The 17,102-nt window shown below is 68.2% G+C and carries 19 protein-coding genes; 15 read left to right on the top strand and 4 right to left on the bottom strand.

The window, feature by feature from the left end:
- The first annotated feature begins 124 nt into the window (after positions 1 to 124).
- The 11 genes from ACSQ9A_RS18695 (at position 125) to ACSQ9A_RS18645 (ending at position 9,546) form a co-directional block, all read left to right on the top strand.
- On the top strand, positions 125 to 1,222 hold the full coding sequence (locus ACSQ9A_RS18695) for an aromatic ring-hydroxylating dioxygenase subunit alpha (RefSeq protein WP_436304713.1): 1,098 nt from the start codon (positions 125 to 127) through the stop codon (positions 1,220 to 1,222).
- Positions 1,219 to 1,974 (top strand): GntR family transcriptional regulator, encoded by a 756-nt coding sequence (locus ACSQ9A_RS18690; protein ID WP_093103233.1) that lies wholly within the window; start codon positions 1,219 to 1,221, stop codon positions 1,972 to 1,974. Before ACSQ9A_RS18695 ends, ACSQ9A_RS18690 begins: the two co-directional genes overlap by 4 nt.
- A complete protein-coding gene (locus ACSQ9A_RS18685; protein WP_436304712.1) occupies positions 1,974 to 2,972 on the top strand; it encodes a PDR/VanB family oxidoreductase in 999 nt (332 codons plus the stop codon). The genes ACSQ9A_RS18690 and ACSQ9A_RS18685 overlap by 1 nt, the downstream gene beginning before the upstream one ends.
- 157 nt (positions 2,973 to 3,129) lie before the next feature.
- The gene (locus tag ACSQ9A_RS18680) at positions 3,130 to 4,302 is read left to right on the top strand and encodes an ABC transporter substrate-binding protein (RefSeq protein ID WP_436304711.1); all 1,173 of its coding nucleotides are present in this window, start codon (positions 3,130 to 3,132) and stop codon (positions 4,300 to 4,302) included.
- 111 nt (positions 4,303 to 4,413) lie between these two features.
- On the top strand, positions 4,414 to 5,286 hold the full coding sequence (locus ACSQ9A_RS18675) for a branched-chain amino acid ABC transporter permease (RefSeq protein ID WP_093109898.1): 873 nt from the start codon (positions 4,414 to 4,416) through the stop codon (positions 5,284 to 5,286).
- Positions 5,286 to 6,257 (top strand): branched-chain amino acid ABC transporter permease, encoded by a 972-nt coding sequence (locus tag ACSQ9A_RS18670; protein ID WP_093109897.1) that lies wholly within the window; start codon positions 5,286 to 5,288, stop codon positions 6,255 to 6,257. The genes ACSQ9A_RS18675 and ACSQ9A_RS18670 overlap by 1 nt, the downstream gene beginning before the upstream one ends.
- The gene (locus ACSQ9A_RS18665; RefSeq protein WP_436304710.1) at positions 6,254 to 7,012 is read left to right on the top strand and encodes an ABC transporter ATP-binding protein; all 759 of its coding nucleotides are present in this window, start codon (positions 6,254 to 6,256) and stop codon (positions 7,010 to 7,012) included. Before ACSQ9A_RS18670 ends, ACSQ9A_RS18665 begins: the two co-directional genes overlap by 4 nt.
- The gene (locus tag ACSQ9A_RS18660; RefSeq protein ID WP_436291061.1) at positions 7,005 to 7,709 is read left to right on the top strand and encodes an ABC transporter ATP-binding protein; all 705 of its coding nucleotides are present in this window, start codon (positions 7,005 to 7,007) and stop codon (positions 7,707 to 7,709) included. Before ACSQ9A_RS18665 ends, ACSQ9A_RS18660 begins: the two co-directional genes overlap by 8 nt.
- Positions 7,710 to 7,738: 29 nt before the next feature.
- Complete coding sequence (locus ACSQ9A_RS18655; protein WP_436291062.1) at positions 7,739 to 8,584, top strand: helix-turn-helix domain-containing protein; 846 nt, start codon at positions 7,739 to 7,741, stop codon at positions 8,582 to 8,584.
- Between the two features lie 26 nt (positions 8,585 to 8,610).
- Complete coding sequence (locus ACSQ9A_RS18650; protein WP_436304709.1) at positions 8,611 to 9,009, top strand: nuclear transport factor 2 family protein; 399 nt, start codon at positions 8,611 to 8,613, stop codon at positions 9,007 to 9,009.
- Between the two features lie 138 nt (positions 9,010 to 9,147).
- Complete coding sequence (locus ACSQ9A_RS18645; protein WP_093109892.1) at positions 9,148 to 9,546, top strand: SRPBCC family protein; 399 nt, start codon at positions 9,148 to 9,150, stop codon at positions 9,544 to 9,546.
- Positions 9,547 to 9,655: 109 nt separating this feature from the next.
- On the opposite strand, the gene ACSQ9A_RS18640 is transcribed toward ACSQ9A_RS18645, so the two are convergent.
- From ACSQ9A_RS18640 to ACSQ9A_RS18630, 3 genes are read right to left on the bottom strand one after another with little or no spacing between them, the layout of a single operon-like run.
- On the bottom strand, positions 9,656 to 10,273 hold the full coding sequence (locus tag ACSQ9A_RS18640; protein WP_436304708.1) for an NAD(P)-dependent oxidoreductase: 618 nt from the start codon (positions 10,271 to 10,273) through the stop codon (positions 9,656 to 9,658).
- A 42-nt stretch (positions 10,274 to 10,315) separates the two neighbouring features.
- On the bottom strand, positions 10,316 to 10,972 hold the full coding sequence (locus ACSQ9A_RS18635) for a DsbA family protein (protein ID WP_436304707.1): 657 nt from the start codon (positions 10,970 to 10,972) through the stop codon (positions 10,316 to 10,318).
- Positions 10,973 to 11,027: 55 nt separating this feature from the next.
- Positions 11,028 to 11,918 (bottom strand): MBL fold metallo-hydrolase, encoded by an 891-nt coding sequence (locus ACSQ9A_RS18630; RefSeq protein ID WP_436304706.1) that lies wholly within the window; start codon positions 11,916 to 11,918, stop codon positions 11,028 to 11,030.
- Between the two features lie 100 nt (positions 11,919 to 12,018).
- Here ACSQ9A_RS18630 and ACSQ9A_RS18625 point away from each other — a divergent pair, with 100 nt between their 5' ends.
- The gene (locus ACSQ9A_RS18625; protein ID WP_436304705.1) at positions 12,019 to 12,948 is read left to right on the top strand and encodes a LysR family transcriptional regulator; all 930 of its coding nucleotides are present in this window, start codon (positions 12,019 to 12,021) and stop codon (positions 12,946 to 12,948) included.
- On the opposite strand, the gene ACSQ9A_RS18620 is transcribed toward ACSQ9A_RS18625, so the two are convergent.
- Entirely contained in the window at positions 12,932 to 13,855 is a 924-nt protein-coding gene (locus tag ACSQ9A_RS18620) for a LysR family transcriptional regulator (RefSeq protein WP_436304704.1), read from the bottom strand. The two genes, ACSQ9A_RS18625 and ACSQ9A_RS18620, sit on opposite strands and share 17 nt — an antisense overlap.
- A gap of 118 nt (positions 13,856 to 13,973) precedes the next feature.
- Here ACSQ9A_RS18620 and ACSQ9A_RS18615 point away from each other — a divergent pair, with 118 nt between their 5' ends.
- From ACSQ9A_RS18615 to ACSQ9A_RS18605, 3 genes are read left to right on the top strand one after another with little or no spacing between them, the layout of a single operon-like run.
- Positions 13,974 to 14,924 (top strand): hydroxymethylglutaryl-CoA lyase, encoded by a 951-nt coding sequence (locus ACSQ9A_RS18615; protein WP_093109886.1) that lies wholly within the window; start codon positions 13,974 to 13,976, stop codon positions 14,922 to 14,924.
- Positions 14,925 to 14,937: 13 nt separating this feature from the next.
- A complete protein-coding gene (locus ACSQ9A_RS18610) occupies positions 14,938 to 16,092 on the top strand; it encodes a CaiB/BaiF CoA transferase family protein (RefSeq protein WP_093109885.1) in 1,155 nt (384 codons plus the stop codon).
- 30 nt (positions 16,093 to 16,122) lie between these two features.
- A complete protein-coding gene (locus tag ACSQ9A_RS18605) occupies positions 16,123 to 17,100 on the top strand; it encodes a tripartite tricarboxylate transporter substrate binding protein (RefSeq protein ID WP_436304703.1) in 978 nt (325 codons plus the stop codon).
- Positions 17,101 to 17,102 lie beyond the last annotated feature (2 nt).

Below are 17,102 nucleotides of genomic sequence, written 5' to 3'. Positions count from 1 at the left end.
AGTACGGTCGATCGTAATCTCATGCCGATGGACCGCGTTGGATACAGTGGGGTCGGTATTTACCCTCGTTTTAGCCCCGAAAAGTGTTGGAAATACCGGTTAAAATGTATACATTGAGTATCCCATGAGCACCTCTTCAAGCCCTTTTCCACTCAACGCCTGGTACGCGGCCGCCTACGACGTCGAGCTCAAGCACGCGCTGCTGGCACGCACCGTCTGCAACCAGAAACTGGTGCTGTATCGGCGCACCGACGGCCAGGTCGCCGCGCTGGAAGACGCCTGCTGGCACCGGCTGATGCCGCTGTCGATGGGCCGCCTCGATGGCGACGAGCTGGTCTGCGGCTACCACGGCCTGGTCTACAACAGCCAGGGTCGCTGCACCCACATGCCGAGCCAGGAGACGCTGAACCCGTCGGCCTGCGTGCGCGCCTACCCGGCGGTCGAGAAGCACCGCTTCGTCTGGGTCTGGCCCGGCGATCCGGCCAAGGCCGACCCGGCGCTGGTGCCCGACATGCACTGGAACGACGACCCGGCCTGGGCCGGCGACGGCAAGATGATCCGCGTGGCCTGCGACTACCGGCTGGTGGTCGACAACCTGATGGACCTCACGCACGAGACCTTCGTGCACGGCTCCTCGATCGGCAACCGCGCGGTGGCGGAGGCGCCCTTCGTCGCGACCCACGGCGACCGCTCGGCCACCGTCACGCGCTGGATGGAGAACATCGATGCGCCGCCCTTCTGGGCCGCGCAGATCCGGCATGCCCACGGCTACCAGGGCAAGGTCGACCGCTGGCAGATCATCCGCTTCGAGGGACCCTGCACCGTCAACATCGATGTCGGCGTGGCCGAGGCGGGCAGCGGCGCGGCGGGCGACCGCAGCCAGGGCGTCAACGGCTACGTGCTCAACACCATCACGCCCGAGACCGACAAGAGCTGCCTCTATTTCTGGGCTTTCGCGCGCAACTACTGCATCGGCGAGCAGCGCCTCACGCACGAGCTGCGCGAAGGCGTGGCCGGCATCTTCCGCGAGGACGAGCTGGTGCTCGAAGCCCAGCAGCGCGCCATCGACGAGCGGCCCGACTACAGCTTCTACAACCTCAACATCGACGCCGGCGCGATGTGGGCGCGACGGCTCATCGACCAGATGATCGCGAAGGAAAGGCCGCGAACAGCTGCCATTCCGATCCGGCCCGCGGCCGAAGCGGCGGGGGGGCGCACGTGAGCATCGTCGCAACCGAGCCTTCGGAAGTCGGCAGCTCGCAAGCCGTCAAGGCCCAGTTGCGGCTGCGCGAGATGGTGCTGGCCGGCGAGCTGCCCGGCGGCGCGCGCATCGCCGAGGTGGCGATCTCCGAGCTGCTGGGGGTGTCGCGCACGCCGGTGCGCAGCGCGCTCATGCGGCTCGAGCAGGAAGGCCTGCTCGAAGCCCTGCCCAACGGCGGCTACGCGGTGCGCACTTTTTCCGAGCGCGACGTGTCCGACGCCATCGAGCTGCGCGGCACGCTCGAAGGCCTGTCGGCGCGGCTCGCGGCCGAGCGCGGCGCGGCGCCGGTGGTGCTGCGCGAGGCGCGTGCCTGCCTGAAGCGCATCGACGAACTGCTGAAGGAGCCCGCGCTCGACGATGCGGCCTTCTCGCGCTATGTGACTTTCAACGAGCAGTTCCACCGGCTTCTGTCCGAGATGGCGGGCAGTCCGCTGATCGCGCAGCAGCTGGAACGCGTGATCAACCTGCCTTTCGCTTCGCCCTCGGGTTTCGTGGTGGTGCAGGCGAACTCGCCGGCCGCGCGCGACATGCTGCTGATCGCGCAGGACCAGCACGGCCAGGTGCTCGATGCGATCGAGAACCGCGAAGGCTCGCGCGCCGAGGCGCTGATGCGCGAGCACAGCCGCCTCGCGCAGCGCAACCTGCGCGAGGCGCTGCACGGCGCGCAGAACCACCCCTTGCCCGGCGTGCAATTGATTCGCCGCAGAGCCTGATGAAAAGCGATACCCACTGGATGCCCGCGCGCATCACTGCCCTGCGCGACCTGACGCCGACCGTGCGCGAGTTCGAGATCACGCCCGAGTCGGGCATTGCCGCGACGCACGAGCCCGGCGCGCATCTGCAGGTGCAGGTGCTGGTCGGCGCACCGGGCTCGGGGCGCATGCAGACGCGCTCCTACTCGGTCGTCGGCGAGCCCGACGAACGTTCCTGGCGCATCGCGGTCAAGCGCCTGGACGATGGCCGCGGCGGTTCGCTCGCGATGTGGCGCTTGGCGATCGGCGACCGATTGCTCGTCGCCGAGCCGCAGAGCCACTTCGGCCTCGACACCACGGCGCCGGGCTACCTGCTGGTGGCAGGCGGCATCGGCATCACGCCGCTGGTCTTCATGGCGCGGCGCCTGGGCGCGCTGGCCGAGCGCAACGGCGTGCGTGTGCGCATGCTCTACGGGGCGCGCAGCGCCGAGGAACTGGCCTACCTGCCCACGCTGCAGGAGGCGCTGGGCGCCAACGTGCAGGCCCACACCGGCAGCGCGCCGATCGACTTCGCCGCCGAGATCGCGGCCCTGCCGGCCGGCGGCCAGCTCTACACCTGCGGGCCGGTGCCGATGCTCGAAGCCGTCAAGCGCGCCTGGGCCGCCGCCGGCCGCGTGCCGGCCGACTTGCGCTTCGAGACCTTCGGCAGCAGCGGCCGGCTGGCGGCGCAGGCCTTCGAGGTGCGCATTCCGCGCCACGACCTGGCGATCACCGTGCCGGCCGACGGCACCCTGCTCGAGGCGCTCGAAGCCGCCGGCGTGCAGACCCTCTGGGATTGCCGGCGCGGCGAATGCGGGCTGTGCGCGATGGACGTGCTTGCGGTCGAGGGCGAGATCGACCACCGCGACGTGTTCCTGAGCGAGCACGAGAAAGAGCAGGGCCAGCGCATCTGCGCCTGCGTATCGCGCGCGGTCGGAACGATCACCATCGATTCGGCATGGCGTCCCGAAAGTCCATGAAGCGCCGAAAGGCTTTGCGCGATCATCGCGCGCCCCGTTGGCTAATCGCGCAGAAACATGCAGCCCCAGCGCAGCGCTAGGTGTTTGCCTCGGCGCGATCGCAGTTTCGTTTGTTCACAATAGCCAGCATTCCGCTTTCAGCAAAAAGGAGACTTCCATGCAACGTCGCCACCTCGTCCAGGCCGCGAGCCTTGCGGCCATTGCGCTGGCCATGCCGCTGGCCCAGGCCCAGGGCAACACTTTCAAGATCGGCCTGGTGCTGCCGATGACGGGCCAGCAGGCCACCACCGGCCGCCAGATCGAGGCCGCGGCCCGGCTCTACATGGCGCAAAACGGCGACACTGTGGCGGGCAAGAAGATCGAGCTCATCGTCAAGGACGACACCAGCCTTCCCGACGTGACCAAGCGCCTCGCGCAGGAACTGGTGGTGAACGACAAGGTCAACGTGCTGGCCGGCTTCGGCATCACGCCCTCGGCCATGGCCACCGCGCCCATCGCCACCCAGTCGAAGACGCCGATGGTGGTGATGGCGGCGGCCACCTCGAGCATCACCGAGGCCTCGCCCTACATCGTGCGCACCAGCTTCACGCTGCCGCAGGTCTCGGTCGCGATGGGCGACTGGGCACCGAAGAACGGTATCAAGTCGGTCGTCACGCTGGTCACCGACTACGGCCCGGGCAACGACGCCGAGAAGTACTTCAAGGAGCGCTTCCAGCTCAACGGCGGCAAGGTGATCGATTCGCTGCGCGTGCCGCTGCGCAACCCCGACTTCGCGCCTTTCCTGCAGAAGGTGCGCGATGCCAAGCCCGATGCGTTGTTCGTCTTCGTGCCCTCGGGTGCCGGCGCGGCGGTGATGAAGCAGTTCATCGAGCGCGGCATGGACAAGGCCGGCATCAAGATGATCGCCACCGGCGACGTGACCGACGACGACCAGCTCAACGACATGGGCGAGGGCGCGCTGGGCGTGGTCACCACGCACCATTATTCGGCCGCGCACCCCTCGGCGCTCAACAAGAAGTACGTCGAGGCCTTCCAGAAGGCCAACAAGAACATGCGTCCCAACTTCATGGCCATGGGCGGCTATGACGGCATGCGCGTGATCTACGAGGCGCTCAAGACCACCAAGGGCCAGGGCGGCGGCGATGCGCTGCTCGCCGCGATGAAGGGCCAGATCTTCGAGAGCCCGCGCGGCCAGGTGCTGATCGACGCGCAGACGCGCGACATCGTGCAGGACGTGTATCTGCGCAAGGTCGAGAAGAAGGACGGACAGCTCTACAACGTGGAGTTCGACGTGATCAAGGCGGTGAAGGATCCAGGGAAGGCGAAGTGATGAATCGCCGTTCGGTCCACCACCGTTCGGCCGATCCCCGTTCGGCCTGAGCTTGTCGAAGGCTTCGACAGGCTCAGCCCGAACGGTTGCTACCCAGCTTGACCGCTTGATATGTTGACCATCCTCTTCGACGGCATCGCCTACGGCATGCTGCTGTTCGTGCTCGCGGTCGGCCTGGCCGTGACGCTGGGCCTGATGAACTTCATCAACCTCGCGCACGGCGCCTTCGCGATGGCCGGCGGCTATCTCACGGTGTTCGCGATGCAGAAGCTGGGCCTGCCCTTCCTGGCATGCCTGCCGCTTGCCTTCATCGTCGTCGGCCTGGCGGGCGCGCTGCTCGAACGCACGCTCTACCGGCCGATGTACGGCAAGCCGCACCTGGACCAGGTGCTGTTTTCGATCGGCCTGGCCTTCATGGCGGTGGCGGCCATCGACTACTTCGTCGGCTCCTCGCAGCAGAACATCCACCTGCCCGAATGGCTGCGCGGCCGCACCGAGATCGGGGCCGATCCGTGGCTGCTGGGCATGGGGCACTACCGGCTCTTCATCATCGCCGTGTGCGCGGTGCTCACCGTGGTGCTGCAGCTCATCCTGTCGAAGACGCGCTTCGGCAGCCGGCTGCGCGCGGCGGTGGACGATCCGCGCGTGGCGGCCGGGCTCGGCATCAACGTCAACGTGGTGTTCCTCTTGACCTTCGCGGTCGGCTCGGGGCTCGCGGGCCTGGGCGGCGCGCTCGGCGCCGAGATTCTCGGCATGGACCCGACCTTCCCGCTCAAGTACATGATCTATTTCCTGATCGTGGTCTCGGTCGGCGGCACCTCGTCGATCACCGGCCCCTTGCTGGCCGCGCTGCTGCTTGGCATTGCCGACGTGGCGGGCAAGTATTTCATTCCGAAGATGGGCGCCTTCACGGTCTATCTGCTGATGATCCTGATCCTGATGTGGCGGCCGCAGGGCCTGTTCACGCGCAGGGGAGGGAAGTGATGGATTTCCAGAAGTCGCTTGTGCAGAAGGCGCGCTGGCGGCCGTGGGAGTTCGCGGTCTGGGCCGTGGCCTTCGTGCTGCCGGGTATTTTTCCGTCGCACGCGCTGCTGATCAACGAGATCGCGATCGTCGCGTTGTTCGCGATGTCGCTCGACCTGATCCTGGGCTACACCGGCATCGTCTCGCTGGGGCATGCGGCCTTCTTCGGTTTCGGCGCCTACACGGCCGCGCTGTTCGCCAAGCTCGTGATGCCCGATCCGACGGTGGGCCTGGTCGTTGCGGTGCTGCTCTGCGCCGCGCTGGGCGCGCTGGCGAGCATCACGATCTTGCGCGGCAGCGATCTCACGCGGCTCATGGTCACGCTCGGCACCGCGCTGCTGCTGCTCGAGCTTGCGAACAAGCTCGACTGGCTGACCGGCGGCGCCGACGGCCTGCAGGGCGTGGTGATGGGGCCGGTGCTGGGACTGTTCGAGTTCGATCTCTACGGCCGCACGGCGGCCTGGTACTCGCTGGCCGTGATGGGGGTCTTGTTCCTGCTGATGCGGCGGATCGTGCATTCGCCCTTCGGTGCCACGCTGAAGGCCATTCGCGACAACCGCCTGCGCGCGATGGCGATCGGCGTTCCGGTCATCTCGCGCATCGCGGTGATCTATACCGTGGCCGCCGCGGTCGCCGGCGCCGCGGGTGCGCTGCTCGCGCAGACCACCGGCTTCGCCTCGCTCGACGTGCTGGCCTTCGACCGCTCGGCCGACGTGCTGCTGATGCTGGTGATCGGCGGCGTCGGCTGGCTCTATGGCGGCGTGACGGGTGCGATCGTGTTCAAGCTGCTGCAGAACTGGCTCTCGGCGGTGACGCCGCAGTACTGGATGTTCTGGATCGGGCTGATCCTGGTGCTGCTGGTGCTGGTAGGACGCGACCGCTTGTTGAAGCCCTGGACCTGGTTCGGCGCGCGCCGGAGTGCCAAGCCATGAACGACATCGTTCTCTCGGCCACCGGCCTCGTGATGCGCTTCGGCGGCATCACGGCCACCGACAACGTGACGCTGAACCTGAAGCGCGGCGCGCGCCACGCGCTGATTGGCCCCAACGGCGCCGGCAAGACCACGCTGATCAACCTCTTGACGGGCGTGCTCACGCCCACGGCCGGCCGCATCGTGCTCGAGGGCGAGGACATCACGCGCCTGGCGCCGCACCGTCGCGTGGCGCGCGGCATGGTGCGCACCTTCCAGATCAACCAGCTCTTCGACTCGATGACGCCGCTGGAAACGCTGGCGCTCGTGATCTCGCAGCAGGCCGGGCTGGCCGCGCAGTGGTGGCGGCCGCTGGGCTCTTCGTCCAGGGTGTCGGAGCGGGCTGCGCAGCTGCTGGAGCAGTTTCATCTGGGTGACGTTGCGCAGCAGCAGACGCGGCAGCTGGCCTACGGCAAGCGCCGCCTGCTCGAGATCGCGATCGCGCTGGCCTGCGAACCGCGCGTGCTGCTACTCGACGAGCCGGTGGCCGGCGTGCCGGCCGGCGAGCGCGAGGAGCTGCTGCAGACCGTGGCGGCCTTGCCGGCCGACGTGTCGGTGCTGCTGATCGAGCACGACATGGACCTGGTGTTCAGTTTTGCCGACCGCATGACGGTGCTGGTCAACGGAGCCTTGCTCACCGAGGGTGACCCCGACACGATCGCGAACGATCCGAAGGTCAAGGAGGTCTATCTGGGTCAGGGGGCTGTCCATGTCTGAGCTGCTGCGCATCGAGAAGCTCAGTGCCGGCTACGGCGAAGCCGTGGTCCTGCACGACATCGCGCTCACCCTCGGCGAAGGCCAGACCCTGGCGCTCCTGGGCCGCAACGGCACCGGCAAGACCACGCTGATCAATACGCTGGCCGGTGCGACGCGCCAGCATGGCGGCAGCATCGCGCTCGGCGGCGTGGCGCTGCACAAGCTCTCGCCACACCAGCGCGCGGCGGCCGGCATCGGCTGGGTGCCGCAGGAGCGCAATATCTTCAAGTCGCTCACGGTGCACGAGAACCTGAGCGCAGTCGAGCGACCCGGCAAGTGGAATCCGCAACGCGTCTACGAGATGTTCCCGCGCCTGGCCGAGCGCAAGAGCAATCTCGGCACGCAGCTGTCGGGCGGCGAACAGCAGATGCTGGCGGTGGGGCGCGCGCTGGTGGTCAACCCGCGGCTGTTGCTGCTCGATGAGCCCCTGGAAGGCCTGGCGCCGATCATCGTCGAAGAGCTGCTGCGCGCGATCCGCCGCATCACGCAGGACGAAGGGCTGGCGGCGATCATCGTCGAGCAGCATCCGCAGGCCATCCTCGCGATCTCCGACGAGGCGGTGGTGCTCGACCACGGCACGGTGGTGCATGCCGATCGCGCGGCCACGCTGCGAACGCAGCCCGAGGTGCTGGAGCGGCTGCTGGGCGTCGCGCGCTGAACAATGATCGGGCCTACACTGGCTCGATCATGGTCACGACGAAGGCGCTTCACCAAGGTTCGATCTCGGTCATCGACTACCGCTGCGACGCGGGTCCATCCGACCTGGTGTTTGCCGAACTGCATTGCAACAACTCGGTCTCGTATGTGCGCAAGGGCAGCTTCGGCTACCGCTGCGGCGGCCGCTTGTTCGACATGGTCGCCGGCTCGGTGCTGGTCGGCCGCTCGGGCGACGAGTACGTCTGCACCCACGAGCACCACCAGCGCGGCGACGAGTGCCTGTCCTTTCATCTGTCGCCGGAATTGATGGACGAGATCGGTTCACGCCGCGGCATCTGGCGCACCGTCGGCTTGCCGCCGCTGCCTGAACTGATGGTGCTGGGAGAGCTGGCGCAGGCGGCGATCGAGGGCGGCAACGACCTCGGGCTCGACGAGGTCGCGCTGCTGTTCACCGCGCGCTTCGTCGCACTCGCCGGTGAACGCGAGCCCGGCGCGATTCAAGTGACTGCCCTCGACCGGCGCCGGGCGGTCGAGGCGGCGCTCTGGCTGGAGGCCCGCTCGCACGAAGCGATCGATCTCGACCAGGCAGCGCAGCAGGTCGGCCTCAGTTCCTTCCATTTCCTGCGCCTGTTCTCGCGCGTGCTCGGCGTCACGCCGCACCAGTACCTGGTGCGCACGCGCCTTCGGCATGCCGCGCAACTTCTGGCAACGGGCGCGCGGCCGGTCACGGAGGTGGCGCTCGACGTCGGCTTCAGCGATCTCTCGAACTTCGTGCGCAGCTTTCATCGCGCGGCCGGCGTGTCGCCGCGGCGCTTCAGGCAGGCGGCGCGCGGCGACCGCAAGATTTTCCAAGAACGCCTGGCCCTGCACGCCTAGGATCGGTTCATCCGTCTGGAGGATTCATGAGCTCGTCATCCGAAAGCGCGGTGCGCGAGGTTGTCAGGCGCTACGCAGACGCCTGGGCGGCCAACGATCTGAAGACCATATTCGACTGCTACCACGACGAGGTGGTCTTCCACTATTTCGGCGGCGGGCCGCTGGCTGGCGTTCACCAGGGCAAGGCGGCCTGCCTGGCCTTGCTCAAGCAGGTGAAGGAGAAGACGAACCGGCGGCTTGTGTCCATCCGCGACGTGCTCGCGGGCGAGCACTTCGGGGTGATCGTCGCGGTCGAGCAGTTCGAGCGCGACGGCGCGACGCATGTGCTGGAGCGGCTGCTGCGATACAGCGTGCGCGACGGTCGGCTCGCCGAGTGCTGGATCTACGACGAAGACCAGCGCCTGGTCGATCAACTGCTGAGGTGAGGCTCACCCCCAGGCTTGCCCACTTCGTGTGGCCGCCAACCCCCCTCACCGGGGGCAACACCAGCGGCCCGGCGGAGCCGGTTCCGCGGTGTTTCTGGAATGAGACATCCTTCGCATGCAACTGAAAGGAGAACGTCCATGGCATCCATTCGACGCGAAATACAGGTCGCGGCGAGCGCCGAGCAGATCTGGGAAGTCGTGCGCGACATCGGCGAAATTCACCACCGCCTGGTGCCGGGCTTCGTGACCGACTGCCGGCTCGAGAGCAAGGGCGAGGCCCGCATCGTCACCTTCGGCAACGGCCTGGTGGTGCGGGAGGCGATCGTCGATCTCGACGATGCCGCGCGCCGGCTGGCGTGGTCGGCGACCGGCGGCCAGCTCACGCACTACAACGCATCGATGCAGGTGTTCGCCGAGGGCGACCAGCGCAGCCGGATGGTCTGGATCGCCGATCTGCTGCCGCACGAGGCGGCAGGCGCGATCGGCGCGATGATCGACGAGGGCATGCGCGTCATGAAGATGACGCTGGAGGCTTAGCGGCGCGCTCCCATCGGGAGCCGCCGCGGAACCGGCTTCGCCGGGCCGCAGGCGGCGCCCCCTGGAAGGGGGTTGGCGGCTACGCGAAGCGAGCAAGCCTGGGGGTTAGTCAATACCCCACGGTGAACCGCTGACGCGGATGCTCCGGATTTTCGATCTCGTCGGCCATCGCGATCGCGTAGTCCTCCATCGAGATCCAGCTCTTGCCGTTGGCGTCGGCCAGCAACTGGTTGCCGCCGAGGCGGTAGCTGCCGGTGCGCTCGCCGGGCTCGAAGAACGCGGAGGGCGAGATGAAGGTCCAGTCCAGCTCCTTTTCGGCGCGCAGTGCCTCGAGAAACGCACGGCCCGCCAGCGCTTCCGTCTTGTAGATGGCGGGAAATTCGGGCGTGTCCACCAGCGCCTTGCCGGGCGCTACTTCGAGGCTGCCGGCGCCGCCGACCACCAGCAGGCGCGGCACGCCGGCCTTCTTCGCGGCAGCGATGGCGCTTGCTGCATCGATGCCGCCCGCAAAGTGGGTTGAGCTGATCACGGCGTCGTGGCCGCGCAGCAGCGGCACTAGCGCGTCGAGCTGCGTGGCGTCGGCCTGCTGGAGGCTGAGGCCCGCTTTGGCTTCGGCCTTCGCGGTGTTGCGCGCGATGCCGGTGACGGTGTGGTCGCGTTGCAGCAGTTCGGTAGCGATGCGCGAGCCGGCGCGGCCCGTGATGCCGAGGATGGCGATGTTGCTCATGAAATGACTCCTGGTTGAACGAAAACGGAAAAAGTCGAGGGCTCAGGCTGCTTGCTGCGTCATCTGCGCCAGCTGCTCTCGCCAGGCCTCGGGCCGGCCCAGCCACGCGCTGGCGTCGATGCGTTCGAGGCGGCCGTCGCCGCGCGCCAGCGCGAAGGTCGGAAAGCCGCCGCCGGCGACGCGTGCCAGCAGCGCACGGCTGTCGGCGATGTGTTGCCGGGTGCCTTCGCCCGCCTGTTGTGCGAACAGGGCCGCAAACGCGTCGCCGTCGAGCTCGATGTCGATCGCGAGTTCATGCAGCACCGCCGTGTCGGCGATGCGGCGCCCCTCGACGTAGTGGGCACGCTGCAGGCGCTGGAGCAGATCGAGCCCGCGGCCGCCGAGCGCTTCGGCCGCGAGGATGGCTGTGGTCGGCGGTTCGGAATCCATCACCGCCGTGGTGTCGCGCAGCAGCCCTTCGAAGTAGGCCTCGCCGAAGGGCTGGCCCGTGAGTTGCGCGATGCGCCGGTCGTGCGGCATCACGTAGTCGCGCCACTGGGGCGTGATCGGCCGGCGGTTGGCGCCGGTCATCATGCCGCCGCCGTGCAGCGCGATCGCGAGGCCCGGCACCGTGCGTGCCGCCTGGACCAGCGGCGCGGCCGCGTAGCACCAGCCGCACAGCGGGTCGAACAGGTAGTGCAGGATGGGGCTGTCGCTCATTGAACAACCTCCGCGCTGCGCGCTACGGTATTCGCCTTGGGAACGGCCCGGCGGCTCATTGCGCCGGCCACTTCATCTCGCCCTTGATGACCTTGGCGCTCAGCTCGAGCGACGACTGCTGACCCAGGCCGGGGTAGTGCTTCTTCATGGCGGCGATGAGCTCTGCCGAATCCTTGGCCTTCGCGGCTTCGCGCTCGAAGGTCTCCAGGTAGCCGGCGGTGAACTTCACGGCCTGCAGCCCCTTCGGCGCATCGCCCAGGTAGTGGCCCGGCACCACGGTCACGGGCTTGAGCGCTGCAATGCTGTCGAGCGTCTTGCGCCAAGCCTCGCGCGAGGCCGGCGTCTGCGTGTCGGCCACCCACACATGGGTGTTGTGGAACACGGGCACGCCGCCGGCCACGGTCTTCTGCGAAGGAATCCAGACGTAGCTGCGCGCCGGGCTCGGGCCCTGGAGGCCCTTCACTTCGAGCTTGCGGCCTTCGAGCAGGATGGTGTCGCTTTCCAGCGGCTCGGGCAGCACCAGCGCCTTGGGCGCGTTGTCCTTGAGGATCGGCGTCCAGTACGCGAGCTTGCCGTCCATCGAGGCCTTGATCGCCGCCACCGTTTGCGGCGTGGCCACGATCTTCGCGTCGGGAAAGGCGGCCTTGATCACGTCCAGGCCGAAGTAGAAGTCGGGGTCGCTGTGGCTGATGTAGACGGTGCTGAGCTTCTTGCCGCCGGCCTTGATCTTCTGCACCAGGGCTTCGGCGTCGTTGCGCTGGAACTGCGCGTCGATCAGCACGGCCTCGTTGCGGCCGCTCACGATTTCCGAGGACACCGGGAAGATGGCCTTGTCGCCCGGGTTGTAGACCTCGAGCTGCAATGCAGCTTCGGCGGCCGAGGCCGGCAGGGTGTGAACGGCTGCGAGCGAGGCCATGCCTGCGGCGAGGAGGGTTCTGCGAATCATGTGGCGCCTGATGGGTGGGAATGGACGGAATCTTATGTTTCCTAATCCGATCAAAAAACCGCATACGATGCAAATGTTTGTTGCTTGAATCGATCAAATCATGGACCGCATCACCGCCGCCAAAGTGTTCGTGAACGTCGCCGAGCGCGCCAGCATGACGGCCACGGCCGAGGCGCTCGACATGTCGCGCGCCATGGTCACGCGCTACCTCGCGCACATGGAAACATGGGCTGGCGCGCGCCTTCTGCATCGCACGACGCGGCGGATCAGCCTCACTTCCGCAGGCGAGCAGACCCTGTCGCGTTGCCGGCAGATGCTCGAGGTCGCCGAGCAGATGCAGGTTGCCGTGGATGCGCAGGCCGATGTGCCGCAAGGCCTGCTGCGCCTGACCTGCGCCCAGTCGATCGCGCAGGACGTGCTGGCCGCGGCCGTGGCGGACTTCCTGCGCCGCCATCCGCAAACCGCCATCGACCTGCACATCAGCGACCGCACCGTCAACCTGGTGGAAGAGCGCATCGACCTCGCGATCCGCATCACGAACGACCTCGATCCCAACCTGATCGCGCGGCCGCTGGGAAGCTGCGGCTCGGTGGTGTGCGCGACGCCGGCCTACCTTGCCGAGCACGGCACGCCGCGCGCGCCGCAGGAGCTTGCCCTTCACAACTGCCTGACCTATTCGTACTTCGGCAAGAGCCTGTGGCAGTTCGAGCACAAGGGCCGGCAGATCGCGGTGCCGGTGGGCGGCAATCTCAGCGCCAACGAATCGTCGGTGCTGCTGACGGCGGTGCTCGAAGGCGCGGGCATCGCGATGCAGCCGGAGTACTCGGCCGCGCCGCTGATCGCAAGCGGCCGGCTGGTCGCGCTCCTGCCCGACTGGCGGCCCCAGACGATGGGGGTCTACGGCGTCTACAGCTCACGCCGCCAGATGCCGGCCGCGCTGCGCGCGATGCTCGACTTTCTGGCGGCGCGCTTTGCCGACGCGCGCTACTGGCCGCCGGCCGCGGGCGCGATGCTCAGGAAGAAGCGTTGAGCGCAGACGCCGCGGCGCGGTCGCGCAGATGCGCAACCAGCAGCTTGGCGGCGGGCGACAGGTTGGCCTCGCTGCGAAAGCAGATCGCGAAGCGGCGCTCGGCCCAGGCGTCGGAGAGCGGCACCACGCGCAGGCCGAAGCTGGCCGCGAGCGGATCGATCACCTCGCGCGGCACCACGGCGATGCCGAGGTTCGCGCGCACGCAGCGCAGCGCCGCGTCGAAGGTCGACACCGCCGCGCGGTAGCTGAGCGGCCGGCCGATGATCGCGGCCGCCCGCGCCAGCATGGTGTGGACCGCGGTGGAGGCGGGCAGGCCCACGTGATCGAACGCCAGCGTCTCTTCGAAGCTGCAGCGCCGCCGGCGCGCGATGGCGTGCGAAGGATGCGCAACGATGGCCAGCCGGTCGCGCCGGTAGGGCCAGGCCTGCAGCCCTTCGAGATCCGCCGCATCCCAGCACACGCCCACCGGCGCCGAGCCTTCGCGCAACGCGCGCACCAAGTCGCGGCTCAAGGCTTCTTCGATGTCGACGCGGATGTCGTGGTGCGCCGGCGTCTGGAGGAAGTCCGCGATGTCGTCGGGCAGGAACTCGGCGATCGAGGACATGCTGGCCAGCAGGCGCACCTGTCCCTTCACGCCGCGGCCATGGTCGGCCATGTCGCGCGCCACCCGGTCGGCGCTCGCGAGCATGGCACGCGCGTGTTCCAGCAGGATCTCGCCGGCGGCGGTCGGCGTCACGCCGCGGCGGCGGCGCTCGAAGAGCGTCTCGCCCACGACGTCCTCGAGCTGCGCCAGGCGCTTGCTGATCGCCGAGGCCACGATGTGCTGCTGCTCGCCGGCGCGGGCGATGTTGCGGGTTTCGCAGACCGCGACGAAGAGGCGCAGGCTGGTGAGGTCCAGGTCGCGCATGAAGTTCCAGTTCGGAATGTTGGGCGTTCCAGATTACCGCTTTTGCAAGCAATACGGAATGTCTAAAGTCCACGCATCACATCGGCGCCCGTGCCGATGCGCCTGGAGACAAGAACTCATGCCAATGCCCAACCCGCGGCTGCCGCGCGCCGCCGTCATTCGCGAAGTCGGCCTGCGCGACGGCCTGCAGAGCATCGCGACCATCCTGCCCACCGAGCACAAGCGCGAATGGATCCGCGCGGCGCATGCCGCCGGCCAGCGCGAGATCGAGGTCGGCTCCTTCGTGCCGGCGAGGCTCCTGCCGCAACTGGCCGACACGGCCGAACTGCTCGCGTTCGCGAAGACGCTGCCGGGCCTCTTCGTCTCGGTGCTGGTGCCCAACCTGCGCGGCGCCGAGGGCGCCATTGCCGGCCAGGCCGACCTGATGATCGTGCCGCTGTCGGCCAGCCATGCCCACAGCCTTGCCAACCTGCGCAAGACGCCCGACGAAGTGGTGGCGGAAGTCGCCCGCATCCGCGCGGCGCGCGACGCGGCCGGCTCGAAGACGCTGATCGAAGGCGGCGTAGGCACGGCCTTCGGCTGCACGATCCAGGGCCTGGTCGAGAAGCGCGAGGTGCTGCGCCTCATGCAGGCCCTGCTCGATGCCGGGGCCGACCGCGTGAGCCTGGCCGACACGGTCGGCTATGCCGATCCGGCCATGGTGCGCGAGCTGTTCGAGGAGGCCTTGAAGATCGCGGGCGATCGCTTCTGGTGCGGCCACTTCCACGACACGCGCGGCCTGGGCCTGGCCAACGTCTATGCGGCGCTCGAAGTCGGCGTCGCGCGCTTCGATGCCTGCCTGGCCGGCATCGGCGGCTGCCCGCATGCGCCGGGCGCCAGCGGCAATGTTTCGACCGAGGACCTGGCCTACATGCTGGGCAGCATGGGCATCGCCACCGGGGTCGACATCGACGAGCTGCTCGCGCTGCGCCAGCGCGTGGCCGAGTGGCTCGGCGGCGAGACGCTGCACGGCACGCTCTGGCGCGCCGGCCTGCCCAAGACCTTTGCCACCGAAACCGCGCTCGCCTGACCGAAAGCCCCTCATGAACGCTGAAGACAACAAGCTCCCGCTCGCCGGCGTCCGCGTCGTCGAGTTCACGCACATGGTGATGGGCCCGACCTGCGGCATGATCCTGGCCGACCTCGGCGCCGAGGTGATCAAGATCGAGCCACCCGGCGGCGACAAGACGCGCAAGCTGCCGGGTCTGGGCATCGGCTTCTTCCGCTCCTTCAATCGCAACAAGAAGAGCGTGGTGCTCGACATCACGACGGAAGAAGGCCGGGCGACCGCAACCGAGCTGATCGGCCAATGCGACGTGGTGCTGGAGAACTTCCGCCCGGGGCTGATGAGCAAGCTCGGCCTGGACTACCAGACGCTCTCGGCGAAATGCCCGCGCCTGATCTACGTCACGCACAAGGGCTTCCTGCCCGGGCCTTACGAGAACCGCCTGGCGCTCGACGAGGTGGTGCAGATGATGGGCGGACTCTCCTACATGACCGGCCCCGAAGGCCGGCCGCTGCGCGCCGGCACCTCGGTCAACGACATCATGGGCGGGATGTTCGGCGCGATCGGCGTGCTGGCCGCGCTGCGCGAGCGCGAGCGCACCGGCAGGGGGCAGGAGGTGCAGAGCGCCCTGTTCGAGAACTGCGTGTTCCTCTCCTCGCAGCACATGCAGCAGTTCGCGATGACCGGCGAGCCGCCGCCGCCGATGCCCTCGCGCGTGTCGGCCTGGAGCGTCTATGACGTCTTCACGCTGGCCGAAGGCGAACAGCTCTTCATCGGCGCGGTGAGCGACAAGCAGTTCCTGACCTTGTGCCGCGTGATCGATGCGCCTGAACTGGCGCAAGATCCGGCACTGGCCAACAACGCGTTGCGCGTCGCGGTGCGGCCGGCGCTCCTGAAGCGGCTGGGCGAGATCCTCGCGCGGCATCGCGTCGAGGAACTGGCGCCCAAGCTCGAGGAAGCCGGCATTCCCTACGCGCCGATCGTGCGGCCCGACCAGCTGATGGACGATCCGCACCTCAAGGCCAGCGGCGGCCTGGTGCCGATGGAGTGCGACGATGGCGGCATGACCGAGGTGGTGTTGCTGCCGCTCCTGATGGGCGGCCGGCGCCCCGGCGTGCGGCAAGCGCTGGCGCGCGTGGGCGAGCACACTGAGGAGGTGCTGTCGCAACTGGCGGCACGCGAAGCTGCCTGACATAAGTTTTCGAGACCAAGGAGACAAAAGATGAACCCCACCCCTTCGCGCCGCACGGTGCTCGGCCTTGGCGCTTCCGCGCTGGCGGCCGCGGCGCTTCCCGCATTCGCCCAAGGCGCCGACAAGCCGGTGCGCATCATCCTGCCGATCAGCGCCGGCTCGGGCGTGGACACCATTGCGCGCGCCGCCGCACCGGCGCTCGGCAAGGCCTTCGGCCAGCCGGTGGTGATCGAGAACCTGCCGGGCGCCGGCGGCATCACCGGCGCCTCGGTCGTCGTCAAGGCCGCGCCCGATGGCCAGACGCTCGGCATGGTGTCGAACAACCACGTGATCAACCCGAGCGTCTACAAGAAGATGCCCTTCGACGCCATCAACGACATCACGCCCATCAGCGTGGTCGGCGCGACGCCGCTGGTGCTGCTGGTGAACCCGAAGGTGCCGGCGAAGAACGTGAGGGAACTGGTCGCGCTGCTCAAGGCCAAGCCCGACGGCTACAACTACGCGTCCTCGGGCAACGGCACCATCATTCACCTGGCCGGCGAGATGTTCATGGACGAGGCCGGCGTCAAGGCGCGTCACATCCCCTACAAGGGCACCGGCCCGATGGTGACCGACATGATCGCGGGCCAGGTCGAGATCGGCGTGGTCGCGCTGCCGGCGGTGCAGCAGCACATCAAGAGCGGCGCCTTGCGCGCGATCGGCCTGTGCGGGCCCGCGCGCTCGCCGGCCGCGCCCGACATCCCGACGATTGCCGAGCAGGGGCTGCCCAACTACAGCGTCGAAGGCTGGTTCGCGCTGATCGGACCGGCCAAGCTGCCGGCGGCGGAAGTGAAGCGCGCGCACGATGCGGTGGTGGCCGCATTCTCCAGCGCCGAGGTGCAGGAGGCGATGGCCAAGCAGGGCAACATCATCAAGCCGAGCACGCCGGAAGAGGCCGCGAAGTACTTCCGCAGCGAGGCCGCCAGGTACGCTGCGCTCGTGAAGAAGGCCAACGTGACGCTGGAGTAGCC

This window comes from Variovorax sp. LjRoot290 (assembly GCF_964253985.1).
GTDB lineage: Bacteria > Pseudomonadota > Gammaproteobacteria > Burkholderiales > Burkholderiaceae_C > Variovorax.
This window is presented reverse-complemented; position numbering and strand designations above follow the sequence as displayed.